Below are 25,547 nucleotides of genomic sequence, written 5' to 3'. Positions count from 1 at the left end.
CGGGCAACGCCCGCTCCCACAATGTCCGCGTCGGACACAAAACCTGTGGGAGCGGGCGTTGCCCGCGATGAGGCCAGCAAGGTCACCCTCAAGCCTTCCGGACCAGCCTCAACCCCGCCAGCACCACCGCGAACACCGCGATACTCGCCGTATACAGCACCAACGCCGGAATCCCCGCCACCAGCGCCAGCACCGCCAGCCACCACCCCGGCCGCCGCGGCACGAAGCTGGCGACCACGGCCAGCCCCAGGGCAACCCACGCCAGAATGCGGAAGTGAATGGTCAACCCCAGGGTCGAGCGCACCCCGCACTCCCAAACCTGCACCTGCCCCGCACAGACCCCGACCCACTGCGGGTCCTCCATGAAGCCGTAGCGCACGCCATAGCTGGCGGCCAGCCAGAGCGGAATGAACAGCAGCAAGGCGATCAGCGGCAAACGCTGGGACATGGGGTACTCCAAAGTCAGAAAAATCGGTGGCCAGCATAATCCCTCAGGCCGTCTGCGCAAGGCGAAAGCGCCCACCTCGACTATTTTTAACCCGGAGAGAAATGCAACCCGTTGTTGCAGCCTTTGCGTCGGGCGCGGCAACATCCGGGACAACAAAGACAGTGGCACTTGGCAACTTCTTCCGTCACACAAGTGTCCTAGGGTGCAATGCGTTTTTTGTCTTTTTCCGGGGATCCGTCATGTTTCGACCACTGCGCCTCGCTGCCCTGCTGGGCAGCCTACTGCTGAGTGCGGCCGCGGCGGCGGCGGATATCGATGCCGCCACCTATGGCTATCCACTGACCAACCCCTTCGAGGCGACCATCGCCACCACGCCGCCGGACCTGCGTCCCGAGCTGCCCACGGACGATGACATCACCCAGAACGACTACACCCTGAACATGCGTCCCGAGCGCGAATTCATCCTGCCGGACAACTTCTGGCCAGTGAAGAAGCTGACCTACCGCCTGGCGCGCCAGGACCACGAGGCGCCGCTGATCTTCCTGATCGCTGGCACCGGCGCACCGTACAACGCGAGCATCAACGAGTACCTCAAGCGCCTCTACTACAAGGCCGGGTTCCATGTGGTGCAGCTGTCCTCACCGACCAGCTACGACTTTATGAGCGCCGCTTCGCGCTTCGCCACACCGGGGATCAGCAGCGAGGACGCCGAGGACCTGTACCGGGTCATGCAAGGCGTGCGCGCCCAGCATCCGCGCCTGCCGGTAAAGGAGTTCTACCTCAGCGGCTACAGCCTCGGCGCTCTCGACGCGGCTTTCGTCGCCCATCTCGACGAGACCCGGCGCAGCTTCAACTTCAAGCGCGTGCTGCTGCTCAATCCGCCGGTGAACCTGTACACCTCGATCACCAACCTCGACCGCCTGGTGCAGACCGAGGTCAAGGGCGTCAACAGCCACACCAACTTCTACGAACTGGTGCTCAACAAGCTGACCCGCTACTTCCAGCAGAAGGGCTACATCGACCTCAATGACGCCCTGCTCTACGACTTCCAGCAGTCCCGCCAGCACCTGTCCAACGAACAGATGGCCATGCTCATTGGCAGCTCGTTCCGCTTCTCCGCCGCCGACATCGCCTTTACCTCGGACCTGATCAACCGCCGCGGCCTGATCATTCCGCCGAAATTCCCGATCACCGAGGGCAGCAGCCTCACGCCGTTCTTCAAACGCGCGTTGCAATGCGATTTCGACTGCTACCTGACCGAGCAGGTGATTCCCATGTGGCGCGCCCGCACCGATGGCGGCAGCCTGCTGCAACTGATCGACCAGGTCAGCCTCTACGCTCTGCAGGACTACCTGAGCAAGACGCCGAAGATCGCCGTGATGCACAACGCCGACGACGTGATCCTCGGCCCCGGCGACATCGGTTTCCTGCGCAAGACCTTCGGCGACCGGCTGACCCTTTATCCCCATGGCGGCCATTGCGGCAACCTCAACTACCGCGTCAACAGCGACGCCATGCTGGAGTTCTTCCGTGGTTAAACGCCTGCTGATCACCGCCCTGCTGCTGGCCGCTGCGCCGGCCTTCGCCGACGAGCCCGCCCCGGCGGCCAGTGCCCTCGACACCGACGGCTTCACCGAGCCACTGAAGGAGCTCAAGTTCAACCCCGGGCTGGACCAGCGCGAGTTCGAGCGGGCGACCCTCGACGCGCTCGAAGTCTACGACCCGCTGGAGTCGTGGAATCGCCGGGTCTATCACTTCAACTACCGTTTCGACCAATGGGTGTTCCTGCCGGTGGTCAACGGCTACCGCTACGTCACACCCGAATTCCTGCGCAGTGGCGTGAGCAACTTCTTCAGCAACCTGGGCGATGTGCCCAACCTGCTCAACAGCCTGCTGCAATTCAAAGGCAAGCGCTCCATGGAGATCACCGGACGCCTGCTGCTGAACACCACCATCGGCGTGTTCGGCTTGTGGGACCCGGCGGCGAAGATGGGCCTGCCCAAGCAGAACGAGGACTTCGGCCAGACCCTGGGGGTCTATGGCGTGCCAGCGGGGCCGTATCTGGTGCTGCCGATCCTCGGTCCGTCGAACCTGCGTGATACCGGTGGGCTGGTGGTGGACTACGGTGCGGAGAACCAGATCAACTTCCTCAATGTCGCCGAGGTCAGCAGCGACCACCCGGAAATCTGGGTACTGCGCGCCATCGACAAGCGCTACACCACCAACTTCCGCTATGGACAGATGAACTCGCCGTTCGAGTACGAGAAGGTGCGGTACGTCTATACCGAGTCGCGCAAGCTGCAGATTGCCGAGTGACTGACGCTGCGATGGTGGATTCACCATCGCCATCGCTGGCAAGCCAGCGATTACGTCAGGCCAGACAACAACGCATCACGATTCAGGCGTGGTTTCCCGGTAAGCCCAGGAACCCGCGAAGCTGGGCACTCTTGGCCAGCGCATCCCGCCGTCCCAGCTCGATCAACTCGCTGCAATACCCCGCCTCGAACAACAGGTAACTGAGCACCCCCGCCCCACTCGTCTTCGTCGCCCCCGGCCCGCGCAGGAACAGGCGCAATGCCGCCGGCAACTCGCGCCGATGACGTGCCGCGATCTCGTCCAGTGGCTGGCTCGGCGCGACCACCAGCACCTCCACCGGCGCCAGCCCCAGGCGCTGCGGCCGTTCCTGCGTGGGGATCAGATGGCTGAGGTGATTGAGCCGCTGAAGCAACTCCAGGTCATCTTCCAGGCTGTCAATGAAGGTGCTGTTGAGCAGGTGTCCGCCGATCTGCGCAAGGCTCGGCGGCTGCCCACTGTAGACCCGCGCATGGGGCATGGTGTCCGCCGGCCCTCGCGGGTTGCCGCTGACCCCTACCACGAGGATGCGATTGGCCCCCAGATGCAGCGCCGGGCTGATCGGCGCCGACTGGCGCACCGCGCCATCCCCGTAGTACTCATGCCCCAGCTTGACCGGCGCGAACAGCAGCGGGATCGCCGAGCTGGCCAACAGGTGCTCGATGCTCAGCCGCGTCGGCAGGCCAATGCGGCGATGACGCAGCCAGGGGTCGATGGCGCCACGCCCCTGATAGAAGGTCACCGCCTGCCCCGACTCGTAGCCGAACGCGGTCACCGCCACCGCGCGCAGGTGCTTCTGCTCGATGGCATGGCCGATCCCGCCGAGGTCCAGATGCTCGGTGAGCAGGCCGCGCAACGGCGAACTGTCGAGCAACGCCACTGGCACCTGCCGGCCCAGGCCGAGCAGGCTGTGACCGACGAAGCGACTGGCTTGGCGCACCACGCCGGGCCAGTCGCTGCGCAGCACCTGGTGGCTGCGAAAGCCCTGCCAGAACGCGGTGAGGCGGCGGATCGCCTCGGCGAACTGCAACGCGCCACTGGCCAGGGTCACCGCATTGATCGCTCCGGCCGAGGTACCGACAATCACCGGGAAGGGATTGGCCGCGCCGTGCGGCAGCAGGTCGGCGATGCCCGCCAGGACCCCGACCTGATAAGCGGCACGGGCACCGCCGCCGGAAAGGATCAGGCCGGTGACCGGTTCTGCTGCTGCCATGCGCGTACTCCCTGGATTGACGATGAACCGTGGCTACTTCTTGTACAGCTTCGGCTCCCCGGGCGGGCGCGACTTGAAGCGCCGGTGCGCCCACAGGTACTGCTCGGGGCATTCGCGCAGGGCCTGCTCGATCCACTGGTTGACGCGCAGGCAGTCGGCTTCCTCGGTCTCACCGGGGAAATCCGCCAACGGCGGGTGGATCACCAGGCGATAGCCGCTACCGTCGGCCAGACGCTCCTGGGTGAAAGGAATCACCCGAGCCTTGCCCAGGCGGGCGAACTTGGTGGTGGCGGTGACCGTCGCCGCCTGGATGCCGAACAACGGTACGAACAGGCTCTGCTTGGCGCCGTAGTCCTGGTCCGGTGCGTACCAGATGGCGCGACCAGAACGCAGCAGCTTGAGCATGCCGCGCACATCCTCGCGCTCCACCGCCAGCGAGTCGAGATTGTGGCGCTCGCGACCGCGGCGCTGGACCCAGTCGAACAGGGCGTTCTTGTGCTCGCGGTACATGCCGTCGATGGTGTGCACCTGACCGAGCAGCGCCGCGCCGATCTCCAGGGTGGTGAAATGCAAGGCCATCAGGATGGCACCCTGGCCATCACGTTGCGCCGCCTGAAGGTGCTCCAGGCCCTCGATGTGCGCCAGACGCGCCAGACGGGCCTTTGGCCACCACCAACTCATGGCCATTTCGAAGAAGGCGATGCCGGTGGAGGCGAAATTTTCCTTGAGCAGGCGGGTCCGCTCGACGGACGGCAACTCCGGGAAGCACAGTTCCAGGTTGCGCGCCGCGATTGCCCGCCGGGAACCGGCGACGCGGTACATCACGGCACCGAGGGCACGACCGATCCCCAGCAAAACCGGGTATGGCAGCTGCACGATCAGCCACAGCAAGCCGAGCCCCAGCCACAGTGGCCAGAAACGCGGGTGCAGGAAACGAGGTTGAAAACGCGGGCGATCCATTAAAGATTCCGGAAAGAAAAAGGCCGGGCATTCTACAACGGTTCCACGTGGGTTGCGGCTAACCGGCGTTCTCGTTATAAGTCTGGGCACTTTTCGCAACAAAGCCGCCTCGACGCAGACCATGAGCCAAAGCCAGACGCCAGACCAAGCCCCCGTGTTCCAGCTCAAGGGCAGCATGCTCGCCATCACCGTGCTGGAGCTTGCCCGGAACGACCTCGATGGACTCGACCGGCAGCTGGCGGCCAAGGTGGCCCAGGCGCCCAACTTCTTCAGCAACACGCCGCTGGTGCTGGCGCTGGACAAGCTGCCGGCCGGCGAAGGCAGCGTCGACCTGCCCGGCATGATGCGCATCTGCCGCCAGCACGGCCTGCGCACCCTGGCCATCCGCGCCAGCCGCATCGAGGACATCGCCGCCGCCATCGCCATCGACCTGCCGGTGCTGCCGCCATCCGGCGCCCGCGAACGGCCGGTGGACCCGGTGGAAATCGAGCCGGTGAAAAAGCCCGAGCCGGCACCCGCGCCACCGCCTCCGCCGCCTGAGCCGACGGTGCGCCCGACAAAGATCATCACCTCGCCTGTACGCGGCGGCCAGCAGATCTATGCTCAGGGAGGCGATCTGGTCGTGGTGTCGGCGGTCAGCCCGGGCGCGGAACTTCTCGCCGATGGCAACATCCATGTGTACGGGCCAATGCGCGGTCGCGCCCTCGCGGGCATAAAAGGCAATACCAAGGCGCGGATCTTCTGCCAGCAGATGACCGCCGAGCTGGTCTCCATCGCCGGGCAGTACAAGGTATCCGAAGACCTGCGACGCGATCCGCTGTGGGGCGCCGGGGTGCAGGTCAGCCTGTCCGGTGACGTGTTGAACATCACCCGCCTTTAACGGATACTGCCGCCATTTTCCGCGCAACTTCATCAGTTAGTTGCCGTTTTTTGTATTTTGGGACCACGCGTCCATTTTCATCATTTTTAGGGGTGATACACCTTGGCCAAGATTCTCGTGGTGACTTCCGGCAAGGGTGGTGTGGGCAAGACCACCACCAGTGCCGCCATCGGTACCGGCCTCGCGCTGCGCGGGCACAAGACTGTGATCGTCGACTTCGACGTCGGCCTGCGTAACCTCGACCTGATCATGGGCTGCGAACGCCGCGTGGTGTACGACTTCGTCAACGTCGTCAACAACGAAGCCAACCTGCAGCAGGCCCTGATCAAGGACAAGCGCCTGGAAAACCTGTACGTACTGGCAGCCAGCCAGACCCGCGACAAGGACGCCCTGACCCAGGAAGGCGTCGAGAAGGTCCTGATGGAACTGAAGGAAACCTTCGACTACGTGGTCTGCGACTCCCCCGCCGGCATCGAGAAGGGTGCGCACCTGGCGATGTACTTCGCCGACGAAGCCATCGTCGTGACCAACCCGGAAGTCTCCTCGGTGCGTGACTCGGACCGCATGCTCGGCCTGCTGGCCAGCAAGTCGCGCCGCGCCGAGCGCAACGAAGACCCGATCAAGGAACACCTGCTGATCACCCGTTACCACCCCGAGCGCGTGAGCAAGGGCGAGATGCTGGGCGTCGAAGACGTCAAGGAAATCCTCTCCGTCGCGCTGCTGGGTGTCATTCCCGAATCCCAGGCCGTGCTCAAGGCCTCCAACCAGGGCGTCCCGGTCATCCTCGACGACCAGAGCGATGCTGGCCAGGCCTACAGCGACACGGTCGACCGCCTGCTGGGCAAAACCGTGGAACACCGGTTCCTCGACGTACAGAAGAAGGGATTCTTCGAGCGCCTGTTTGGAGGCAATTGACCCATGAACCTTTTTGACTTCTTTCGTGCCAGCAAAAAACAGAGTTCCGCGTCGGTGGCGAAAGAGCGTCTACAGATCATCGTGGCGCACGAGCGCGGACAGCGCAGCACCCCGGACTACCTGCCGGCGCTGCAACAGGAACTGCTGGAAGTGATCCGCAAGTACGTCAACATCGGCAACGATGACGTGCAGGTGGCGCTGGAGAACCAGGGCAGCTGCTCGATTCTCGAACTCAACATCACCCTGCCCGAACGCACCTGAAGCGTCCCGGGTCACCTGCCACGGCGACGGCCGGGGCCAGGCTGCAGAGCCTGGACCTGACCGTCGCCGTTGGCGTTTGCAGAGAACACGCAATGCCGTTGTCCAACGTCGAAATCCTGTACCAGGATGACGCCATCCTGGTGATCAACAAACCCACCCTGCTGCTCTCCGTGCCCGGCCGGGCCGAGGACAACAAGGACTGCCTGATCACCCGCCTGCAGGAAAACGGTTATCCCGACGCCCTGATCGTCCATCGCCTGGACTGGGAAACCTCGGGGATCATCCTCCTCGCCCGCGACGCCGACAGCCACCGCGAGCTGTCGCGCCAGTTCCACGACCGCGAGACCGAGAAGGCCTATACCGCGCTGTGTTGGGGCCAACCGGCGCGGGACAGCGGCAGCATCGACCTGCCGCTGCGCTACGACCCGCCGACCAAGCCACGGCATGTGGTGGATCACGAGCAGGGCAAGCATGCCCTGACCTTCTGGCGCATCGTCGAGCGCCGTGGCGATCATTGCCGAGTCGAGCTGACACCGATCACCGGGCGCTCGCACCAGTTGCGCGTGCATATGCTGTCGATCGGGCATCCGTTGCTGGGTGATCGCCTGTACGCCAATCCCGAGGCGCTGGCGGCCCATGAGCGGTTGTGCCTGCATGCCTCGATGCTGAGCTTCACCCACCCGGTGACGGGTGAGCGCCTGAAGTTCGAGTGCCCGGCGCCGTTCTGAGGTGACCCCGATCGCTGGCTTGCCAGCGATTAGGCCATCAGCATCACCCTCGGATCCGGCCATGTCGCTCCCAGACCATCTGCGCTAAACTCGCGCCCACTGCTGTCTGGAGTGACTTATGCGCGACGCCCTGAACCAAGGCCTGATTGAATTCCTCAAAGCCTCCCCAACGCCCTTCCACGCCACCGCCAGCCTGGCCCAGCGCCTCGAAGCGGCCGGCTACCAGCGCCTGGACGAGCGCGACAGCTGGGCCACGGTGCCCGGTGGTCGCTACTACCTGACCCGCAACGATTCCTCGATCATCGCCATCAAGCTCGGCCGCCATTCCCCGCTGCTCGACGGCATCCGCCTGGTCGGCGCCCACACCGACAGTCCGTGCCTGCGGGTCAAGCCGCAGCCAGAGCTGCAACGCCATGGTTTCTGGCAACTGGGTGTGGAAGTCTACGGCGGCGCCCTGCTCGCACCGTGGTTCGACCGCGACCTGTCGCTGGCCGGCCGTGTCACCTTCCGCCGTGACGGCAAGGTGGAAAGCGCCCTGGTGGACTTCAAGCTGCCGATCGCTGTGATCCCCAACCTGGCGATCCACCTCAACCGCACCGCCAACGAAGGGTGGGCGATCAACCCGCAGACCGAACTGCCACCGATCCTGGCCCAGGTCGCCGGCGACGAGCGCGTCGATTTCCGCGCCCTGCTCACCGAGCAACTGGCCCGCGAACACGGCCTCAACGCCGACGTGGTGCTGGACTACGAACTGAGCTTCTACGACACACAAGACGCCGCCCTGGTCGGCCTGCACGGCGAGTTCATCGCCGGCGCGCGCCTCGACAACCTGCTGTCCTGCTACGCCGGCCTGCAGGCCCTGCTCGCTGCCGACAGCGACGAAACCAGCGTGCTGGTGTGTACCGACCACGAGGAAGTCGGCTCCTGCTCGGCCTGCGGTGCCGACGGCCCGATGCTGGAACAGACCCTGCAGCGCCTGCTGCCGGACGGCGACGAGTACGTGCGCACCATCCAGCGCTCGCTGCTGGTCTCGGCGGACAACGCCCACGGCGTGCACCCCAACTACGCCGACAAGCACGACGGCAACCACGGGCCCAAGCTCAACGCAGGTCCCGTGATCAAGGTCAACAACAACCAGCGCTACGCCACCAACAGCGAAACCGCCGGTTTCTTCCGCCACCTGTGCATGGCCGAGGAAGTCCCGGTACAGAGCTTCGTGGTGCGCAGCGACATGGGCTGCGGCTCGACCATCGGCCCGATCACCGCCAGCCACCTCGGCGTGCGCACCGTCGACATAGGCCTGCCGACCTTCGCCATGCACTCGATCCGCGAGCTGTGCGGCAGCCAGGACCTCGCTCACCTGGTCAAGGTATTGACCGCCTTCTATCGCAGCCGCGAGCTGCCGTAAGTCAGGTTTGGGGCTGCTTTGCAGCCCCCGCCCTTTTCCCGATCCGTGATGCCGATCAAGCCGCTTCGCTCGTTTTGCGCCTATGCTCTTGCGTGACCTTTCCGAGGAAGAAGAAGGACCTTGCGCATGTCTGCGTTTCAATCGATGTTCCTCCCGGTGCTGGCCGGCCTGATCCTGCTGACCATCGGCTTCAGCAACCGCGAGCGCAACTGGGGCGTGCTGCTGATGTGGCTCGGCATGTTGTCGATCCTCGGCATCATGGTGTGGAAGATCCTGGAAAAACTTGCCTGAGAAATGCTCTACACTGCGCCGATCATGTGTTCGAGGTTGATCGTCCGGTGCCTGCTTTCCTGCGTGTTCTCGCCTTTCTGCTGCTTCTTTCCGGCCTCGCCGCCCAGGCCCAGGCCGCCGGTCTGCCCAGCCTGCTCGGCGGCAGCGCCCCGGCCCAGGCGCAAGCCAGCGAACCGCTGGGCAAGTCACTCGACGAAGTCATCACCACCCTGGAAAACGACCAGCAGCGCACGCGCCTGCTCAACGACCTGAAGAAACTCCGCGACAGCACCCGCCAGGCCCAGCCGACGCCGGAACAGGGCGTACTGGGCCTGATCGGCGGCACCCTCGCCGAGCTGGAAAAGCAGTTCAGCGGCGAGGCCAGCCCGTTCAAGCGCTGGTCCGACGAGATGGAGCTGGCGCAGATCGAGCTGGCCGCACTCAAGGTACCGGTCCAGCAGCTACCGGGCCTGCTCTTCGGCTTCATCGCCATCATCGCCCTGTGGAGCTTGCTGGCCTACGCCCTGAACTGGGCCAGCCATCGCCTGCGGGTGAAGTTCGGCCTGACCGAGGAACTGCCCCAGCACCCGCGCACCTGGGACCTGGTGCGCTTCGCCCTGCGCAAGCTCGGGCCCTGGCTGGTGGCGCTGGTGATCACCGTGTACCTGAGCTTCGCCCTGCCCTCGTCGCTGGGCAAGTCGATGGCCATGGTCCTGGCCTATGCACTGGTGGTCGGCACGCTGTTCTCGGCCATCTGCGTGATCGCCTTTTCCCTGCTCGACGGCCCGCACCGCCATCGCGCCTTGCATATCCTGCGGCACCAGGCCTTCCGTCCGCTGTGGCTGATCGGCAGCTTCGCCGCCTTCGGCGAGGCGATGAACGACCCACGCCTGTACCTCGCCCTCGGTACCCACCTGGCCCACGCCCTGGCGACCCTGGCCAACGTGCTGGCGGCGCTGTCCACGGCGCTGTTCATCCTGCGCTTCCGCCGCCCCATCGCCCACCTGATCCGCAACCAGCCGCTGGCCCACCGCCTCAAGCGCCGCGCCCTGAGCGACACCATCGAAGTCCTCGGCACCTTCTGGTACCTGCCGGCCCTGGTGCTGGTGGCCATCTCCCTGTTCGCCACCTTCGTCTCCGCCGGCGATACCAGCACCGCGCTGCGCCAGTCGCTGATGTGCACCGTGCTGGTGATCCTGTGCATGGTGATCAACGGCCTGGTGCGCCGCCACGCGCTCAAGCCGCGCCGCGCCAATCGGCGCCAGGCAGTCTACGCCGAACGCCTGCGCAGCTTCGCCTACACCCTGGTGCACCTGTCAGTGTGGCTGGCGTTCATCGAGCTGGGCCTGCGGGTCTGGGGCTTCTCGCTGGTCGGCTTCGCCGAGGGCGAAGGCCATGAAGTGGCGATGCGCCTGGCCGGGCTCGCCGGCACCCTGATCGCCGCCTGGCTGGTGTGGATCCTCGCCGACACCGCCGTGCATCACGCCCTGACCCGCTCGCGCAAGGGCCTGGCCAACGCCCGCGCGCAGACCATGATGCCGCTGATCCGCAATGTGCTGTTCGTGGCCATCTTCATCATCGGCCTGATCGTCGCCCTGGCCAACATGGGCATGAACGTCACCCCGCTGCTCGCCGGTGCCGGCGTCATCGGCCTGGCCATCGGCTTCGGCGCACAGTCCCTGGTGGCCGACCTGATCACCGGGCTGTTCATCATCATCGAGGACTCCCTGGCCATCGACGACTACGTCGATGTCGGCGGCCACCTGGGCACCGTCGAGGGCCTGACCATCCGCACCGTGCGCCTGCGCGACATCGACGGCATCGTGCACACCATCCCGTTCAGCGAGATCAAGAGCATCAAGAACTACTCCCGCGAGTTCGGCTACGCGATCTTCCGCATAGCCATTCCCTATACCATGAACATCGACCAGGCCATCGCCCTGGTCCGCGATGTCGGGCAAAAGATGCGCAGCGACCCGTTGCAGCGACGCAATATCTGGTCGCCGCTGGAGTTCCAGGGCGTGGAAAGCTTCGAGTCCGGCTCGGCGGTGCTGCGCGCACGCTTCAAGACCGCACCGATCAAGCAGTGGGAAGTGTCGCGGGCCTTCAATCTGGCACTCAAGCGCCAGCTCGACGAGGCCGGCCTGGACCTCGCCACCCCTCGCCTTTCAGTGCAGGTGATCACTGCCGGGGGCGGCAGCGAGAAGGGTTAACCGGCATCGGCACGGATGCGGATCGCATCGTGCCGCCAGTACTCCAGGTCGCAGTCGATCAGGCGCCCATCCTGGTCGCTGTTGACCCGGGTGATGTGCAGGCCCGCGCTGCCCGGCGACACCTTCAGCGCCGACGCCGCCGCCACCGGCAAGGCGGTCGGCAGAATCTCGAAACGCACTCTTCCGTACTGGATCCGGTAATGGCGGTCATAGATCTCGGTCAGCGACTGGCCGAGGTCGTGGTCGAGGATGCCGGGAAAGTACTCCGGATTCAGGTAGTGCTCGGCGTACAGCACCGCGCGCGCGTCGATGCGCCGCAGGCGACAGATCTGGATCACACTGGACAGCGCCGGCAGTTGCAGCCGCGCGCAGATCGCCGCAGCCGCCGGCTGCAGCCGCGCAGAAAGCAGTTCGGTGGACGGCGTGCGGCCCTGGTCACGCACCATGGCGTGGAAGTGGCTACGCTGGATCAGGTCATAGGTCAGGCGCTCCGGCGCGACGAACCAGCCACGACGTTCCTCGCGGTAGATCAGGCCTTGGGCCTCCAGTTGCACCAGTGCTTCGCGCAGGGTGATGCGGGTGGTGTCGAACACTTCGCTGAGCTTGCGCTCAGCCGGCAGCTTGCCTCCCGGCGGAAGCAGGCCGTGCTCGATCTGCTCCTGCAGGGCATGGCAGATCGATGTAACTGCGCGGGGCGCCAGTGCGTGCATCAAAGGTTTCCTTTCTGGACTAGTCCAGCTTCGCATCGGTACCGCAATGGTGCGCAAATGCCGTGCCGGAAAAACCCCTTGAGCTTAGGCAACGCAGATGAACGCCAGATGACACGGGCGCCGAACGGTCACCTTTTGTAACGGCGAAAGCCCCGTCCTCCGGGCTGTTCAGGGTGGACTACGCTGTATTTCCAGGGTCAGTTGGCGAGCCGGGACGCCGTTCATCGACATCAAACTGTCACGCAAGACGCCTACCTTGGCTCAGGTATTGCTGACCTAGACCAACCGAAAACAACACGCCCCACCTCTCATGTTGTGCAAGGCACCCATTAAGGAGCTTCGGATGAAACAGCTTTTCCTGGCCTCTCTGTTAGGCGCGAGCATTGCCCTGTCACACTCGGCGTTCGCCGCCGATGCCGACCTCAAAGCCCTGGAAGACGCCGCCCGCAAGGAAGGCACCGTGAACAGCGTCGGCATGCCTGACGCCTGGGCCAACTGGAAGGGGACCTGGGCCGACCTGGCCAGCAAATACGGCCTCAAGCACATGGACACCGACATGAGCTCGGCCCAGGAAGTGGCCAAGTTCGACGCCGAGAAGGACAACGCCAGCGCCGATATCGGCGACGTCGGCGCCGCCTTCGGCCCGATCGCGGTGAGCAAGGGCGTGACCCAGCCGTACAAGCCGAGCACCTGGGACCAGGTCCCGGACTGGGCCAAGGACAAGGACGGTCACTGGGCGCTGGCCTATACCGGCACCATCGCCTTCATCGTCAACAAGCAACTGGTGAAAGAAGAAGACATTCCGAAAACCTGGCATGACCTGGAAAAGGGCAAGTACAAGGTCGCCATCGGTGACGTCGGTACCGCTGCCCAGGCCGCCAACGGCGTACTGGCCGCAGCCATCGCCTACAAGGGCGACGAGAAGAACATCGAGCCGGGCCTTCAGTTGTTCACCAAGCTGGCCCAGCAGAAGCGCCTGTCGCTGGCCAACCCGACCATCCAGACCCTGGAGAAAGGTGAAGTGGAAGTCGGCGTGGTCTGGGACTTCAACGGCCTGAGCTACCGCGAGCAGATCGATCCGAAACGCTTCGAAGTACTGATCCCGTCGGATGGCTCGGTGATCTCCGGCTACACCACCATCATCAACAAGTACGCCAAGCACCCGAACGCGGCCAAGCTGACTCGTGAGTACATCTTCAGCGATGCTGGCCAGACCAACCTGGCCATCGGTCACGCCCGCCCGATCCGCGCCGAACACCTGAAGCTGCCGGCCGAGGTACAGGCCAAGCTGCTGCCGAACGAGCAGTACCGCGCAGCCCAGCCGATCAAGGATGCGGCGGCGTGGGAAGCGACCTCCAAGGCACTGCCGCAGAAGTGGCAGGAGCAGGTCATCATCGAGATGGAGTGAGGCCCAATCGCCGGCAAGCCAGCTCCCACAGGTTCGGCGGTGCACGCGATCCCTGTGGGAGCTGGCTTGCCAGCGATGCTGCACACACGGTCCCCGGAGCCCTTCATGAACCACAAAGTCATCCTGGTCCTGCTCGACGGCCTCAACCACCAGGTCGCCCACCACGCCATGGGCCACCTGCACGCCTGGGTCGAGGCCGACCGCGCCGCCCTGTATCGCCTCGAATGCGAACTGCCGGCCCTGTCCCGCCCGCTGTACGAATGCATTCTTACCGGCGTGCCGCCGATCGACAGCGGCATCGTGCACAACCAGGTGTCGCGCCTGTCCAACCAGCGCAGCATCTTCCACTATGCCCGCGAGGGCGGAATCGGCACCGCTGCGGCGGCCTACCACTGGGTCAGCGAACTGTACAACCGCACGCCGTTCGACCCGGTGCGCGACCGCCATACCCACGCGCCGAAACTGCCGATCCAGCACGGTCTGTTCTACTACGCCGACCACTACCCGGACTCGCACCTGTTCGCCGATGCCGAGTACCTGCGACGCAAATACCGCCCAGGCTTCATGCTGGTGCACCCGATGAACATCGACGACGCCGGGCACCGCCACGGCCTGGACAGCAGCCAGTACCGCAACACCGCGCGCAGCGCCGACATCCTCCTCGCCGACTACCTGGCTACCTGGCTCGCCGACGGCTACCAGGTGCTGGTCACCGCCGACCACGGCATGAACAACGACCGCTCGCACAACGGCCTGTTGCCTGAAGAACGCGACGTACCGTTGTTCGTCTTCGGCGACGGCTTCAGCCTCGACCCCAACGCCAAGCCCCTGCAAACCGACCTGTGCGGCACTATCTGCCAGTTGCTCGGCGTGGCCCATGACAAACCCGTCTGCCGGGAGCTGCTCTCGTGAACCCGTTTTCCCGTGGCAAATGGCTGGCCCTGCTGTGCCTGCTGCCCTTCGCCGTATTCTTCATCATCTTCCAGATCGCCCCGCTGGCCTGGGTGGCGATCCACAGCCTGCAGGCCGAGAGCGGCTGGGGCCTGGACAATTTCAGCAAGATCTTCGCCTCGAAGTTCTACCGCCAGGCGATCCAGCACAGCCTGGAGATCAGCTTCTGGTCGAGCCTGTTCGGCATCCTCATCGCGGTGCTCGGTAGCTATTCGCTGCAACGGGTCGACTCGCGCCTGCGTGACTTCGTCAACGCCTTCGCCAACATGACCAGCAACTTCTCCGGGGTGCCGCTGGCGTTCGCCTTCATCATCCTGCTGGGCTTCAACGGCGCCCTGACCATGGCCCTGAAGCAGGCCGGGCTGATCGAGGACTTCAACCTGTATTCCAAGACCGGGTTGATCATCCTCTACACCTATTTCCAGATTCCCCTCGGCGTGCTCCTGCTCTACCCGGCCTTCGACGCCCTGCGCGAAGACTGGCGCGAGTCCGCCGCGCTGCTCGGCGCCAATGCCTGGCAATACTGGCGCCATATCGGCCTGCCGGTGCTGACCCCGGCGCTGCTGGGTACCTTCGTCATCCTCCTGGCCAACGCTCTCGGCGCCTACGCCACGGTCTACGCCCTGACCACCGGCAACTTCAACGTGCTGCCGATCCGCATCGCCGCCCTGGTGGCCGGTGACATTTCCCTGGACCCGAACCTGGCCAGCGCCCTGGCGATCATCCTCGTCGGCCTGATGACCCTGGTGACCCTGGTCCACCAATGGCTGCTGAAGAGGAGCTACCATGTCGCGCGCTGAACCTGGCCGCAGCGCCCTGTACCACCGCCTGGTGGTGTGGGTGCTGTTCCTGATCCTGCTCCTGCCGCTGGCCGGCACCCTGCTCTATTCCCTGGCCACCAGTTGGTCGGCGAGCCTGCTGCCCAGCGGGCTGACCTTCAAGTGGTACCTGGCGCTGTGGAGCGACCCGCGCTTCCTCACCGCCTTCGCCCAGTCGCTGCTGGTCTGCGTCGGCGCCCTGCTGCTGTCGGTGGTGCTGATCCTGCCGCTGCTGTTCGTCGTGCACTACCACTTCCCCAAGCTCGACGGACTGATGAACATCCTTATCCTGCTGCCCTTCGCGGTGCCGCCGGTGGTGTCTTCGGTGGGCCTGCTGCAACTCTATGGCTCCGGGCCGATGGCCATGGTCGGCACGCCATGGATCCTCATCGGTTGCTACTTCACCGTGGCCTTGCCGTTCATGTACCGGGCGATCACCAACAACCTCCAGGCGATCAACCTGCGCGACCTGATGGACGCCGCCCAACTGCTCGGCGCCAGCACCTGGCAGGCGGCATTCCTGGTCGTCCTGCCGAACCTGCGCAAGGGCCTGATGGTGGCCCTGCTGCTGTCGTTCTCCTTCCTCTTCGGCGAGTTCGTCTTCGCCAACCTGCTGGTGGGCACCCGCTACGAGACCCTGCAGGTGTACCTGAACAACATGCGCAACAGCAGCGGGCACTTCAACAGCGCCCTGGTGATTTCCTACTTCCTCTTCGTGCTGGTGCTGACCTGGGCAGCCAACCGCCTGAACAAGGACAAGACCTGAAATGAGCTTCGTCAGCATCCAGAACCTGGAAAAGACCTACGCCGGCAGCCCGGTGTTCAAGGACATCAACTTCACCATCGCCCGCGGCGAGTTCATCACCCTGCTCGGCCCGTCCGGCTGTGGCAAATCGACCCTGCTGCGCTGCATCGCCGGGCTGACCCCGGTGGACAGCGGCCAGATCCTCCTCGACGGCCACGACCTGGTGCCGCAGAGCCCGCAGAAACGCGGGATCGGCATGGTGTTCCAGAGCTACGCGCTGTTCCCCAACATGACCGTGGCGCAGAACGTCGCCTTTGGCCTGCGCATGCAGAAGGTCACTGGCCAGGACAGCCACACCCGGGTCGACGAGGCCCTGCGCATGGTCGAACTGCATGACTTCGCCAGCCGCTACCCGCACCAGTTGTCCGGCGGCCAGTGCCAGCGCGTGGCCCTGGCCCGCTCGCTGGTGACCCGCCCGCGCCTGCTGCTGCTCGACGAGCCGCTGTCGGCCCTCGACGCACGTATCCGCAAGCACCTGCGCGAGCAGATCCGCGGCATCCAGCGCGAGCTGGGGCTGACCACGGTGTTCGTCACCCATGACCAGGAAGAAGCACTGACCATGTCCGACCGCATCTTCCTGATGAACCAGGGCAAGATCGTCCAGAGCGGTGACGCCGAGACCCTCTACACCGCACCAGTGGATGCCTTCGCCGCCGGCTTCATCGGCAACTACAACCTGCTCGATGCCGAGAGTGCCAGCCGTCTGCTGGAGCGCCCGGTACACAGCCGCCTGGCGATCCGCCCGGAAGCCATCGCCCTGAGCCTTTCCGGCACGCTGGACGGCCAGGTGCGCAGCCACAGCCTGCTCGGCAACATCATTCGCTACCGGGTCGAGGCCCGCGGCGTGGAATTGCTGGTGGACGTGCTCAACCGCTCTTCTGCCGATCTCTATCCGGACGGACAACGGGTATCCTTGTCGATCGATCCAACTGCCCTGCGCGAAGTCGCGTAGGGGTGAACGGGAGTTTTCTTGAATGGCTTTAGCGATCTTCGATCTCGACGAAACCCTGATCCACGGCGACTGCGCCTCGCTGTGGAGCGAGCAGATGGCCCGCCTGGGCTGGGTCGACGGCGAATCCTTCCTGCGCCGCGACCATGATCTGATGGAGGCCTACGGCAAGGGTCACCTGGCCATGGAGGACTACATGGCCTTCAGCCTGGAACCGCTGGCAGGGCGCTCGCCGGAGGAAGTCGAGCATCTGGTGGAGCCGTGGGTCGAGGATGTCATCGAGCCGATCATCTTCAGCGATGCCTGCCGGGTGATTGCCGAACACCGTCGGCAAGGCGACCGCATCCTGGTGATCTCCGCCTCGGGCAATCACCTGGTGGGGCCGATCGCGGCGCGGCTGGGGATCGATGAATTCCTGGCGATCGACCTGGAAGTGGCGAACGGGGTTTACACCGGGCGTACCGAAGGCGTGCTGACCTACCGCGAGGGCAAGATCACCCGCTTGCTGGAGTGGCTGGATCAGGAAGAAGAGAACCTGGAAGGAGCGAGTTTCTATTCCGACTCGCGCAATGACTTGCCGTTGCTGCTGAAGGTGGATCACCCGCATGTGGTGAACCCGGATCCGGTGTTGCGCGAGCATGCGCAGAAGAATGGCTGGCCGGTCCTGGCCTGGACCTGATGCTTCGTCCTTGAGGGCCTCATCGCTGGCAAGCCAGCTCCCACAAGGTCCGCCTGTGGGAGCTGGCTTGCCAGCGATGAGGCCCTCAAACATCACACAAGGGTTGGATCAATAACCAACACCAGCTTCCCGGAAACCTGGTTCCCCGCCAGTTCCTCGAACGCCGACTGCGCATCCGCCACCGGATAGCTGCCCACTAACTGCGGCTTCAACCTGCCTTCTGCAAACAACGGCCAGACCTGCTGGTGCAGATCACTCAACAGATCCGCCTTGAACTGGTCATCCCGGTTACGCAACGTCGAGCCCGTCACCTGGATGCGCTTGCCCAGCACCAGGGCCAGGTCCAGCTCCGCCTTGCGCCCGCCCATCAAGCCGATGATCACCCAGCGTCCATCCCGTCCCAGCAACTTCAGGTTCAGCTCGGTGTAGCTGGCCCCCACCGGATCGAGTACCACGTCGAACGGCGCAAAGTCGTTCAGCGCCTCCAGGTCCTCGCCACGCAGCACGCCGCCATTGGCACCCAACGCTTCGCAGTAGGCCAGTCGATCGGCCGAGCCGACACTGACCCAGCACGGACTGCCAAACGCCTTGCACAGCTGGATCGCCGCCGAACCAACGCCACTGGCCCCGGCATGCAGCAAAACCTTCTCGCCTGGCTTGAGGCCGCCCAGCTGGAACAGGTTGAGCCAGGCCGTGGCATACACCTCCGGCACCGCCGCTGCCTCGTGCAGGCTCAGGCCTTCCGGCACCGGCAGCACATGGCGGGCATCGACCACCACTTCCTCGGCCATGCCGCCGCCGGCGAGCAGCGCGCAGACCCGGTCGCCCACCTGCCAGGAAGAACCCGCGCCCACCTCGGTGATCACCCCGGAACACTCCAGTCCCAGGTATTGGCTGGCCCCCGGCGGCGGCGGATACAGCCCGGCACGCTGCAACAGGTCGGCACGGTTGAGGCCGGCAGCGGCTACACGAATTCGTACTTGACCTACATCGCAGGTTGGACTTGTCGCCTCAACCCACTCCACATGTCCGTCAACGCCTTGCAATGCCTTCACAGTGCCTCCATAGTTGATGTCAAGACCGAGCCTGGCGCTTGTAGCGTCAGGCTTTTTGCATTTTGCGACCGGCTCTTCTGGAACCGGCCAATCAAAGACGGCCCACTATGCGTTATCAATTGTCCCTGCGTCGAATCGGCATGAAGCAATTTTTCCCCGCTACCGCTCTGGCCCTGTTGATCGGCCTTGGCAGCCTGCCCCTGGCAGGCAATGCACTGGCCGCCAACAAATGGGATTCGCTGCAACCGGACCGCGATCAGGTGGTCGCCAGCCTCAACGTGGTCGAGCTGCTCAAGCGCCACCACTACAGCAAGCCGCCGCTGAACGACGCCCGCTCGGTGATCATCTACGACAGCTACATCAAGCTGCTGGATCCGGCGCGCAGCTACTTCCTGGCCAGCGACATCGCCGAGTTCGACAAGTGGAAGACCCAGTTCGACGACTTCCTCAAGAGCGGCAACCTGCAGCCGGGCTTCGACATCTACAAGCGCTACCTGGACCGGGTCAAGTCCCGTCTCGACTTCACCCTGGCCGAGCTGGACAAGGGCGTCGACAAGATCGACTTCACCACCCATGAAACCCTGCTGGTGGACCGCAAGGACGCCCCCTGGATCAAGACCGAGGCCGACCTCGACGACCTGTGGCGCAAACGCCTGAAGGACGAAGTCCTGCGTCTGAAGATCGCCGGCAAGGAACCCAAGGCCATCCAGGAGCTGCTGACCAAGCGCTACAAGAACCAGTTGGCGCGCCTGGACCAGACCCGCTCGGAAGACATCTTCCAGGCCTACATCAATACCTTCGCCCAGTCCTACGACCCGCACACCAACTACCTGTCGCCGGACAACGCGGAAAACTTCGACATCAACATGAGCCTGTCGCTGGAAGGCATCGGCGCTGTGCTGCAGAGCGACAACGACCAGGTCAAGATCGTCCGCCTGGTGCCGGCAGGCCCGGCAGCCAAGACCAAGCAGGTCGCTCCCGCCGACAAGATCGTCGGCGTCGCCCAGGGCGACAAGGAAATGGTCGACGTGATCGGCTGGCGCCTGGACGAAGTGGTCAAGCTGATCCGCGGTCCGAAAGGCTCGGTGGTACGCCTGGAAGTGATTCCGGCGAGCAACGCGCCGAACGACCAGACCAGCAAGATCGTCTCGATTACCCGCGAAGCCGTGAAACTTGAAGAACAGGCGGCGAAAAAATCCGTGCTGAACCTCAAGCAGGATGGCCGCGACTACAAGCTCGGCATCATCGAGATCCCGGCCTTCTACCTCGACTTCAAGGCCTACCGCGCCGGTGATCCGGACTACAAGAGCACCACCCGCGACGTGAAGAAGCTGCTCACCGAGTTGCAGAAGGAAAAAGTCGACGGCGTGGTCATCGACCTGCGTAACAACGGCGGCGGCTCCCTGCAGGAAGCCACCGAGCTGACCAGCCTGTTCATCGACAAGGGCCCGACCGTGCTGGTGCGCAACAGCGACGGCCGTGTCGACGTGCTTGAAGACGAGAACACCGGCGCCTTCTATAAAGGCCCGCTGGCGCTGCTGGTCAACCGCCTGTCCGCCTCGGCCTCGGAGATCTTCGCCGGCGCCATGCAGGACTACCACCGCGCCCTGATCATCGGTGGCCAGACCTTCGGCAAAGGCACCGTGCAGACCATCCAGCCGCTCAACCATGGCGAGCTGAAACTGACCCTGGCCAAGTTCTACCGGGTTTCCGGTCAGAGCACCCAGCACCAGGGCGTACTGCCGGACATCGACTACCCGTCGATCATCGACACCAAGGAAATCGGCGAAAGCGCTCTGCCCGAAGCGATGCCATGGGACACCATCCGCGCTGCGATCAAGCCGGCCAGCGATCCGTTCAAACCGTTCCTCGCTCAGCTCAAGGAACGTCATGACCAGCGCAGCGCCAAGGATGCCGAGTTTGTCTACATCCGTGACCGCCTGGCCCTGACCCAGAAGCTGATGAACGAGAAGACCGTCAGCCTCAACGAGGAAGAACGCCGCGCCCAGCACACCGATATCGAAGGCAAGCAACTGGCTCTGGAGAACATCCGCCGCAAAGCCAAGGGCGAGGAGCCGCTGAAGGAACTGAAGAAGGAAGACGAGGACGCAATCCCGGCCGAGCAGGATGACAGCAAGCCGGAGGACGACGCCTACCTGAGCGAGACCGGGCGCATCCTGCTTGACTACCTGAGCCTCAATTCGGCGGTGGCCAAGCACTGAAAGCAACGCTGAATCGTTAATGGCGAAATACCATCGCCCGATGGCATTGAGTCATTAAACAGTCATCAAACTGTCGTGAAATAAGGGACTGAGCGTACCTCGCTCAGTCCCTTTTTTTTCAAGGTAGTAACGATATGACCATGACTGAACAGCTCAGCGCATTGAGTTCCATCCTGACTCAAGGCGGCTTGCACAGCCTGTTCCAGCCTATCGTCTGCCTTTCCGAGCGGCGCATTCTCGGCTATGAGGCTCTGAGCCGCGGTCCGTCCAACAGCCCGTTGCATTCGCCGATCAACCTGTTCGCCGTAGCCCGCCACGCCGGTCGCCTGACCGAGCTGGAAATCGCCTGCCGGGAAAGTGCCTGCCGGCGCTTCAGCCAGCAGACCCTCGACGGCAAGCTGTTTCTCAACGTCTCGCCCGAGTCGCTGCTGGAGCCGCAGTACCAGTCCGGGCAAACGATCAAGTTGCTGCACAACCTGGGCATCCCTGCCAGCCAGGTGGTCATCGAGCTGACTGAGCAGACCCCGACCGACGATTTCCAGTTGCTCTATAACGCGCTGCACCATTACCGCGACATGGGCTTCTCCATTGCCCTCGACGACCTCGGTGCCGGCTACTCGAGCCTGCGCCTGTGGTCGGAGCTGCGTCCGGACTACGTGAAGATCGACCGTCACTTCATCGACGGTATCCACCTCGACCCGGTCAAGCGCGAGTTCGTCGGCTCCATCCTGCAGATCGCCAAGGCCTCCCGGGCCCAGGTGATCGCCGAAGGCATCGAACTGGCTGAGGAGCTCGTGGTGCTCACCGAAATGGGCGTGGACCTGGTGCAGGGTTACCTGATCTGCCGCCCACAGGAACATCCGCCGCGAGATGCCAGCCAATTACTCCCGGGCCCGGTGCCAAGCACGCTGCCGGTGCTCGCCGAAGAGGTTTCCGATCTGGGCGCGCTGTTGATCGAACAACCGGCAGTCACCGGCAACACCGCCACGCCACTGGTGCTGGAGGCCTTCCGCCGCCAGGCCAATCTCAACTCGCTGGCGGTGCTGGATGAGCAGGAACGGCCCTGCGGCATCGTCCACCGCCATTCACTGTCCGATGCCCTGCTCAAGCCCTTCGCCACCGACCTGTTCGCGCGCAAGCCGATAAGCCGGCTGATGAGCGACGACTTTCTCGCCGTGGAGCTGACCCAGTCGCTGCAGACCGTCAGCCGCCTGCTTACCAGTCGAGCGCGGCAGCGTATCGAGGAAGATTTCATCATCACCCACCAGGGCCGCTATATCGGCCTGGGCCGGGTGATCGACGTGCTCAAGCTGATTACCGAACAGAAGATCCAGCAGGCCCGCTACGCCAACCCGCTGACCCTGCTGCCGGGCAACGTGCCGATCCAGCAGTGCCTGACGCGCCTGCTGCAACAGCAGCGCAAGGCGGTGATCTGCTACGTGGACATCGACAGCTTCAAGCCCTTCAACGATATCTACGGTTATGCCCGTGGCGACGAGGTGCTGTTGTGCCTGGCGCAATGCCTGAACGAACGGGTCGATCCGAGCCGGGATTTCGTCGGGCATATCGGTGGGGACGATTTCATGCTGGTGCTGGGCTCCCAGGACTGGGAGCAGCGCCTGAACGTACTGCTTGACGCGTTCGCCAAGCAGTGCAGACGTTTCTACCGGTCCGAGCACCTGGAGGCGGGATGCTTCATCGCTCACAACCGGCTGGGACAGCGCCAGGAGTTTCCACTGCTGTCGTTGTCGATCGGGGTGGTGCAGTTGCGCCCGGAGGCGTGCACGCAACTCGATGCGGATCAGTTGGCGGACCTGGCGTCACAGGCCAAGCACCATGCCAAGGAGGTGGCGGGGGCCAGTGTGTACCTGATCGATACGGCGGCAGCCTGAAGGGCCTCATCGCTGGCTTGCCAGCGATGAGGCCCGAGAAGTCTCAATCTTCTTCGGGGTAGGAATACTCGAACACCCGCACCACCTCGGAGGCATGCCACGATGCCGCCGCCATGCCATCCGACGGCCCGGAAAACCGCCCCAGCCGCTCCACGCATTCGAAGAACCCGGTCCGCGGTAACCGGCTCGCCCCCTGGCTGATCACCAATGAACTGCGCAACGGCTGCTCGGCCCGCGCATCCAGCACTGCGAGGTACTCCAGGGCGGCGGTCAAGGTCTGCATCGCCGGGCTCGGCAGTTGCAGGCGCTCCAGTAACGCGCGGTAGGTGAGCAGATGGCGTTGCCGGCGGGCGACATCCAGCTCACCAAGCAACCCTTCCCAGTGCTGCCGGCTGATCCGCACGGCGCTCATGACGGATCGCTCCAGCCCGGTAATCCCAGCTCCCACGCGAGGCTGCGGCGAATCGCCGAGTCGGGCAGGCGCTCGCCGCTTTCGATCATCGCCAGGTACACCGGGCTGATCCCGACCTTGCGCGCCAACTGCTCGGCGGCGATGCCCTTGGCCTCACGCAACACGGCCAGCTCGCTCAAGGCTGGCGCGCTGGCCGCGGTGGTGGACGTTTCGGTGCTGGCTTCAACGCTGGCGGCAACCGCCTCCGGCTGGCCTGCCGCCTTGAGTAACGCCTGATATTGATCCCAGGGAACAACCGCGTACTCGGGTTGACCATCTCGGCTGATAACCTGAATAGCCATTACAACCCCCTTGTCGGACTTCTCGCATGTAATCTGTAGGCATAATCGTTATGCCAATAATATTACCAGCCAACGGGGGAATTGCAGCACGCTGCGCTTGTCAGCTGCGATTTTGCTCCAGGCGCAGTGCCTCAGGCGTGTCCGGCAGACGCTCGACCACCTGCAGTTTTTCCGGCGACTGGCGCTGGCGCCAGGCCCGGAAGGCCTCCAGTTCGTCGCTGACGGTCTTCAGCACCCAGCCGAGCACGGCGATGTCGTCAAGCAGGCCGACGCCCAGCAGCCAGTCCGGAATCGCGTCCAGAGGGCTGACGAAATACAGCAGGCCGGCGACGATCGTCACCAGCGCCTTCGGACTGATGTCCCGGTACTCGCCACGCCACCAGGCCACGCACAGGGCTTGCAGTACGCGCACGTCCTCTTTCAGTTGGCCCAGGCGCGGGCCCTTGCGGGCTACGGCGAACAGCAGCGCCGGCAAGCGGCCACGGCTGAGCAGGCGCTCGGCGAGAGGCAGGAAGCGGGCGAAATTCCACGGTGCTTTCATGAGTCCTCCATCGGTGGTGCCGGGAAGGTTATCCACATTAATTGTGGATAACCTTGTGAACAGAGCTTCGTTTCCGGCCCGAGGCTCCCGGCAGGCAAGGGCCGGGGTCGAATCGGGCGTTTTTTACACACTTGTTTCATTGCGTAATCGTTTTGCAGAAGCTTTTGTGACGCCTGTCACGCCGCGGCGCAGCCTGCCGCAGAAACGACAACGCCCCGTGGCTACGGGGCGTTGGACAACAGCGACGGCCTGATTACTTGGCAGGTGCCTTTTCTTCCGCTGCCGGGGCAGCCGCTTCAGGCGCAGCATCGGCCTCAGGCGCTTCCAGCTTGGACATGTCCTTGATGCCGATCAGTTCCAGGTCGAAGACCAGGACCGAGTTGGCCGGGATCATCGGGCTCGGGCTCTGCGCACCGTAGGCCAGGTCGGACGGGATGAACAGCTTGACCTTCTCGCCGACGTGCATCAGTTGCAAGCCTTCGACCCAGCCAGGGATCACGCCACTGACCGGCAGGTCGATCGGCGCGCCGCGCTCGACGGAGCTGTCGAACACCTTGCCGTCGATCAGCTTGCCTTCGTAGTGAACGGTGACCACGTCGGTCGGCTTCGGCTGGGCGCCATCGGCCTTCTTCACCACTTCGTACTGCAGGCCGGAAGCGGTGGTGACGACACCAGGCTTCTTGCCGTTTTCTTCGAGGAACTTCTTGCCAGCCGTTGCGGACTCTTCGCTCAGCTTGGTCAGGCGCTCCTCGGCGCGTTTCTGCAGCGCGGCGAAGGCTTCGATCAGCTCTTCGTCCTTCAGGCGCTGTTCCTTCTTGCCGATGGCGTCTTCGATACCCTGGGCCACAGCCTTGGAATCGAGATCGTCCATGCCTTCCTGAGCCAGGCTCTTGCCCATGTTCAGGCCGATGCCGTAGGAGGCTTTCTGTGCCGGGGTCTTCAGCTCGACGCTGGTCTGCGAATCGCAACCCGCCAGTACCAGGCTAACCAGGGCAACCGCAGCCGCCAACCGATGCTGTTTCATGCTATTTCCTTGTTCATGCGCCAATGGGGCATTCTGGGTAAAGCCGCGAGAATATCAGGCGGCCACGACCAATGGCTACCGGCAATAGGAAC

At 64.1% G+C, this 25,547-nt stretch carries 26 protein-coding genes; 17 read left to right on the top strand and 9 right to left on the bottom strand.

Annotated elements, in window-relative coordinates:
- Window positions 1-88: 88 nt before the first annotated feature.
- On the bottom strand, window positions 89-448 hold the full coding sequence (locus AC5QPF_RS08265; protein WP_494962765.1) for a hypothetical protein: 360 nt from the start codon (window positions 446-448) through the stop codon (window positions 89-91).
- A gap of 239 nt (window positions 449-687) precedes the next feature.
- Here AC5QPF_RS08265 and AC5QPF_RS08260 point away from each other — a divergent pair, with 239 nt between their 5' ends.
- Both AC5QPF_RS08260 and AC5QPF_RS08255 read left to right on the top strand, forming a co-directional pair.
- Window positions 688-1,986: a serine/threonine protein kinase gene (locus AC5QPF_RS08260; protein WP_494962764.1), complete on the top strand. Its 1,299-nt coding sequence runs from the start codon at window positions 688-690 to the stop codon at window positions 1,984-1,986.
- Window positions 1,979-2,764, top strand: a complete 786-nt coding sequence (locus tag AC5QPF_RS08255; protein ID WP_494962763.1) for an MlaA family lipoprotein — start codon at window positions 1,979-1,981, stop codon at window positions 2,762-2,764. Before AC5QPF_RS08260 ends, AC5QPF_RS08255 begins: the two co-directional genes overlap by 8 nt.
- Before the next feature lie 82 nt (window positions 2,765-2,846).
- Here the strand turns inward: AC5QPF_RS08255 and AC5QPF_RS08250 are convergent, their stop codons facing one another.
- Entirely contained in the window at window positions 2,847-4,013 is a 1,167-nt protein-coding gene (locus tag AC5QPF_RS08250; RefSeq protein ID WP_494962762.1) for a patatin-like phospholipase family protein, read from the bottom strand.
- Window positions 4,014-4,046: 33 nt separating this feature from the next.
- Window positions 4,047-4,973, bottom strand: a complete 927-nt coding sequence (locus tag AC5QPF_RS08245; protein WP_494962761.1) for a lipid A biosynthesis lauroyl acyltransferase — start codon at window positions 4,971-4,973, stop codon at window positions 4,047-4,049.
- Between the two features lie 121 nt (window positions 4,974-5,094).
- On the opposite strand from AC5QPF_RS08245, the gene minC reads away from it, so the two are divergent.
- The 7 genes from minC (at window position 5,095) to AC5QPF_RS08210 (ending at window position 11,648) form a co-directional block, all read left to right on the top strand.
- On the top strand, window positions 5,095-5,853 hold the full coding sequence (gene minC, locus AC5QPF_RS08240; RefSeq protein WP_330075323.1) for a septum site-determining protein MinC: 759 nt from the start codon (window positions 5,095-5,097) through the stop codon (window positions 5,851-5,853).
- Between the two features lie 102 nt (window positions 5,854-5,955).
- On the top strand, window positions 5,956-6,768 hold the full coding sequence (gene minD / locus AC5QPF_RS08235; protein ID WP_075803762.1) for a septum site-determining protein MinD: 813 nt from the start codon (window positions 5,956-5,958) through the stop codon (window positions 6,766-6,768).
- A gap of 3 nt (window positions 6,769-6,771) precedes the next feature.
- Complete coding sequence (minE, locus tag AC5QPF_RS08230) at window positions 6,772-7,029, top strand: cell division topological specificity factor MinE (protein ID WP_458975692.1); 258 nt, start codon at window positions 6,772-6,774, stop codon at window positions 7,027-7,029.
- A 92-nt stretch (window positions 7,030-7,121) separates the two neighbouring features.
- A complete protein-coding gene (locus AC5QPF_RS08225; protein ID WP_494962760.1) occupies window positions 7,122-7,757 on the top strand; it encodes an RluA family pseudouridine synthase in 636 nt (211 codons plus the stop codon).
- A 118-nt stretch (window positions 7,758-7,875) separates the two neighbouring features.
- Entirely contained in the window at window positions 7,876-9,165 is a 1,290-nt protein-coding gene (locus AC5QPF_RS08220; protein ID WP_494962759.1) for a M18 family aminopeptidase, read from the top strand.
- A gap of 126 nt (window positions 9,166-9,291) precedes the next feature.
- A complete protein-coding gene (locus AC5QPF_RS08215) occupies window positions 9,292-9,456 on the top strand; it encodes a hypothetical protein (RefSeq protein WP_458975689.1) in 165 nt (54 codons plus the stop codon).
- A 47-nt stretch (window positions 9,457-9,503) separates the two neighbouring features.
- Window positions 9,504-11,648 (top strand): mechanosensitive ion channel domain-containing protein, encoded by a 2,145-nt coding sequence (locus AC5QPF_RS08210; RefSeq protein WP_494962758.1) that lies wholly within the window; start codon window positions 9,504-9,506, stop codon window positions 11,646-11,648.
- On the opposite strand, the gene AC5QPF_RS08205 is transcribed toward AC5QPF_RS08210, so the two are convergent.
- Window positions 11,645-12,358, bottom strand: a complete 714-nt coding sequence (locus AC5QPF_RS08205) for a UTRA domain-containing protein (protein ID WP_494962757.1) — start codon at window positions 12,356-12,358, stop codon at window positions 11,645-11,647. The genes AC5QPF_RS08210 and AC5QPF_RS08205 overlap by 4 nt on opposite strands.
- A gap of 343 nt (window positions 12,359-12,701) precedes the next feature.
- Here AC5QPF_RS08205 and AC5QPF_RS08200 point away from each other — a divergent pair, with 343 nt between their 5' ends.
- The 6 genes from AC5QPF_RS08200 to AC5QPF_RS08175 all read left to right on the top strand — a co-directional run bounded on the left by AC5QPF_RS08200 (window position 12,702) and on the right by AC5QPF_RS08175 (window position 17,968).
- On the top strand, window positions 12,702-13,766 hold the full coding sequence (locus AC5QPF_RS08200) for an ABC transporter substrate-binding protein (protein ID WP_494962756.1): 1,065 nt from the start codon (window positions 12,702-12,704) through the stop codon (window positions 13,764-13,766).
- 105 nt (window positions 13,767-13,871) lie between these two features.
- Entirely contained in the window at window positions 13,872-14,678 is an 807-nt protein-coding gene (locus tag AC5QPF_RS08195) for an alkaline phosphatase family protein (RefSeq protein ID WP_494962755.1), read from the top strand.
- Window positions 14,675-15,517, top strand: a complete 843-nt coding sequence (locus tag AC5QPF_RS08190; RefSeq protein WP_330075314.1) for an ABC transporter permease — start codon at window positions 14,675-14,677, stop codon at window positions 15,515-15,517. Before AC5QPF_RS08195 ends, AC5QPF_RS08190 begins: the two co-directional genes overlap by 4 nt.
- Window positions 15,504-16,301: an ABC transporter permease subunit gene (locus AC5QPF_RS08185; protein WP_494962754.1), complete on the top strand. Its 798-nt coding sequence runs from the start codon at window positions 15,504-15,506 to the stop codon at window positions 16,299-16,301. The genes AC5QPF_RS08190 and AC5QPF_RS08185 overlap by 14 nt, the downstream gene beginning before the upstream one ends.
- Before the next feature lies 1 nt (window position 16,302).
- Window positions 16,303-17,292 carry an ATP-binding cassette domain-containing protein gene (locus AC5QPF_RS08180; RefSeq protein WP_494962753.1) on the top strand — a complete coding sequence of 330 codons (990 nt, stop codon included), beginning with the start codon at window positions 16,303-16,305 and terminating at the stop codon, window positions 17,290-17,292.
- Window positions 17,293-17,314: 22 nt separating this feature from the next.
- Window positions 17,315-17,968 (top strand): HAD-IB family hydrolase, encoded by a 654-nt coding sequence (locus AC5QPF_RS08175; protein WP_494962752.1) that lies wholly within the window; start codon window positions 17,315-17,317, stop codon window positions 17,966-17,968.
- Between the two features lie 92 nt (window positions 17,969-18,060).
- Here AC5QPF_RS08175 and AC5QPF_RS08170 read toward each other — a convergent pair whose 3' ends face one another.
- The gene (locus AC5QPF_RS08170; protein WP_494962751.1) at window positions 18,061-19,023 is read right to left on the bottom strand and encodes a zinc-binding dehydrogenase; all 963 of its coding nucleotides are present in this window, start codon (window positions 19,021-19,023) and stop codon (window positions 18,061-18,063) included.
- A gap of 140 nt (window positions 19,024-19,163) precedes the next feature.
- On the opposite strand from AC5QPF_RS08170, the gene AC5QPF_RS08165 reads away from it, so the two are divergent.
- On the top strand, window positions 19,164-21,245 hold the full coding sequence (locus AC5QPF_RS08165) for a carboxy terminal-processing peptidase (RefSeq protein WP_494962750.1): 2,082 nt from the start codon (window positions 19,164-19,166) through the stop codon (window positions 21,243-21,245).
- Between the two features lie 134 nt (window positions 21,246-21,379).
- Entirely contained in the window at window positions 21,380-23,137 is a 1,758-nt protein-coding gene (locus AC5QPF_RS08160) for an EAL domain-containing protein (protein WP_494962749.1), read from the top strand.
- A gap of 43 nt (window positions 23,138-23,180) precedes the next feature.
- On the opposite strand, the gene AC5QPF_RS08155 is transcribed toward AC5QPF_RS08160, so the two are convergent.
- The 4 genes from AC5QPF_RS08155 to bamJ all read right to left on the bottom strand — a co-directional run bounded on the left by AC5QPF_RS08155 (window position 23,181) and on the right by bamJ (window position 25,455).
- Window positions 23,181-23,549: a hypothetical protein gene (locus tag AC5QPF_RS08155; protein ID WP_494962748.1), complete on the bottom strand. Its 369-nt coding sequence runs from the start codon at window positions 23,547-23,549 to the stop codon at window positions 23,181-23,183.
- Complete coding sequence (locus tag AC5QPF_RS08150; protein WP_494962747.1) at window positions 23,546-23,890, bottom strand: helix-turn-helix domain-containing protein; 345 nt, start codon at window positions 23,888-23,890, stop codon at window positions 23,546-23,548. The genes AC5QPF_RS08155 and AC5QPF_RS08150 overlap by 4 nt, the downstream gene beginning before the upstream one ends.
- Window positions 23,891-23,990: 100 nt before the next feature.
- Window positions 23,991-24,431, bottom strand: a complete 441-nt coding sequence (locus AC5QPF_RS08145) for a DUF1232 domain-containing protein (RefSeq protein WP_494962746.1) — start codon at window positions 24,429-24,431, stop codon at window positions 23,991-23,993.
- 253 nt (window positions 24,432-24,684) lie between these two features.
- Window positions 24,685-25,455 (bottom strand): BamJ family beta-barrel-assembly machinery protein, encoded by a 771-nt coding sequence (bamJ, locus tag AC5QPF_RS08140; RefSeq protein ID WP_494962745.1) that lies wholly within the window; start codon window positions 25,453-25,455, stop codon window positions 24,685-24,687.
- Window positions 25,456-25,547: the final 92 nt, after the last annotated feature.

It is taken from the genome of Pseudomonas sp. Con_6, assembly GCF_059379395.1.
This window is presented reverse-complemented; position numbering and strand designations above follow the sequence as displayed.

Coding starts and splice junctions, on each gene's coding strand:
- AC5QPF_RS08225 (WP_494962760.1), top strand. CDS start 7,122: ATGCCGTTGTCCAACGTCGAAATCCTGTACCAGGATGACGCCATCCTG.
- AC5QPF_RS08250 (WP_494962762.1), bottom strand. CDS start 4,013: ATGGCAGCAGCAGAACCGGTCACCGGCCTGATCCTTTCCGGCGGCGGT.
- AC5QPF_RS08200 (WP_494962756.1), top strand. CDS start 12,702: ATGAAACAGCTTTTCCTGGCCTCTCTGTTAGGCGCGAGCATTGCCCTG.
- AC5QPF_RS08155 (WP_494962748.1), bottom strand. CDS start 23,549: ATGAGCGCCGTGCGGATCAGCCGGCAGCACTGGGAAGGGTTGCTTGGT.
- AC5QPF_RS08245 (WP_494962761.1), bottom strand. CDS start 4,973: ATGGATCGCCCGCGTTTTCAACCTCGTTTCCTGCACCCGCGTTTCTGG.
- AC5QPF_RS08165 (WP_494962750.1), top strand. CDS start 19,164: ATGAAGCAATTTTTCCCCGCTACCGCTCTGGCCCTGTTGATCGGCCTT.
- AC5QPF_RS08260 (WP_494962764.1), top strand. CDS start 688: ATGTTTCGACCACTGCGCCTCGCTGCCCTGCTGGGCAGCCTACTGCTG.
- minE (WP_458975692.1), top strand. CDS start 6,772: ATGAACCTTTTTGACTTCTTTCGTGCCAGCAAAAAACAGAGTTCCGCG.
- AC5QPF_RS08180 (WP_494962753.1), top strand. CDS start 16,303: ATGAGCTTCGTCAGCATCCAGAACCTGGAAAAGACCTACGCCGGCAGC.
- AC5QPF_RS08195 (WP_494962755.1), top strand. CDS start 13,872: ATGAACCACAAAGTCATCCTGGTCCTGCTCGACGGCCTCAACCACCAG.
- minC (WP_330075323.1), top strand. CDS start 5,095: ATGAGCCAAAGCCAGACGCCAGACCAAGCCCCCGTGTTCCAGCTCAAG.
- AC5QPF_RS08160 (WP_494962749.1), top strand. CDS start 21,380: ATGACCATGACTGAACAGCTCAGCGCATTGAGTTCCATCCTGACTCAA.
- AC5QPF_RS08145 (WP_494962746.1), bottom strand. CDS start 24,431: ATGAAAGCACCGTGGAATTTCGCCCGCTTCCTGCCTCTCGCCGAGCGC.
- AC5QPF_RS08220 (WP_494962759.1), top strand. CDS start 7,876: ATGCGCGACGCCCTGAACCAAGGCCTGATTGAATTCCTCAAAGCCTCC.
- AC5QPF_RS08185 (WP_494962754.1), top strand. CDS start 15,504: ATGTCGCGCGCTGAACCTGGCCGCAGCGCCCTGTACCACCGCCTGGTG.
- AC5QPF_RS08215 (WP_458975689.1), top strand. CDS start 9,292: ATGTCTGCGTTTCAATCGATGTTCCTCCCGGTGCTGGCCGGCCTGATC.
- AC5QPF_RS08265 (WP_494962765.1), bottom strand. CDS start 448: ATGTCCCAGCGTTTGCCGCTGATCGCCTTGCTGCTGTTCATTCCGCTC.
- bamJ (WP_494962745.1), bottom strand. CDS start 25,455: ATGAAACAGCATCGGTTGGCGGCTGCGGTTGCCCTGGTTAGCCTGGTA.
- AC5QPF_RS08150 (WP_494962747.1), bottom strand. CDS start 23,890: ATGGCTATTCAGGTTATCAGCCGAGATGGTCAACCCGAGTACGCGGTT.
- AC5QPF_RS08175 (WP_494962752.1), top strand. CDS start 17,315: ATGGCTTTAGCGATCTTCGATCTCGACGAAACCCTGATCCACGGCGAC.
- AC5QPF_RS08205 (WP_494962757.1), bottom strand. CDS start 12,358: ATGCACGCACTGGCGCCCCGCGCAGTTACATCGATCTGCCATGCCCTG.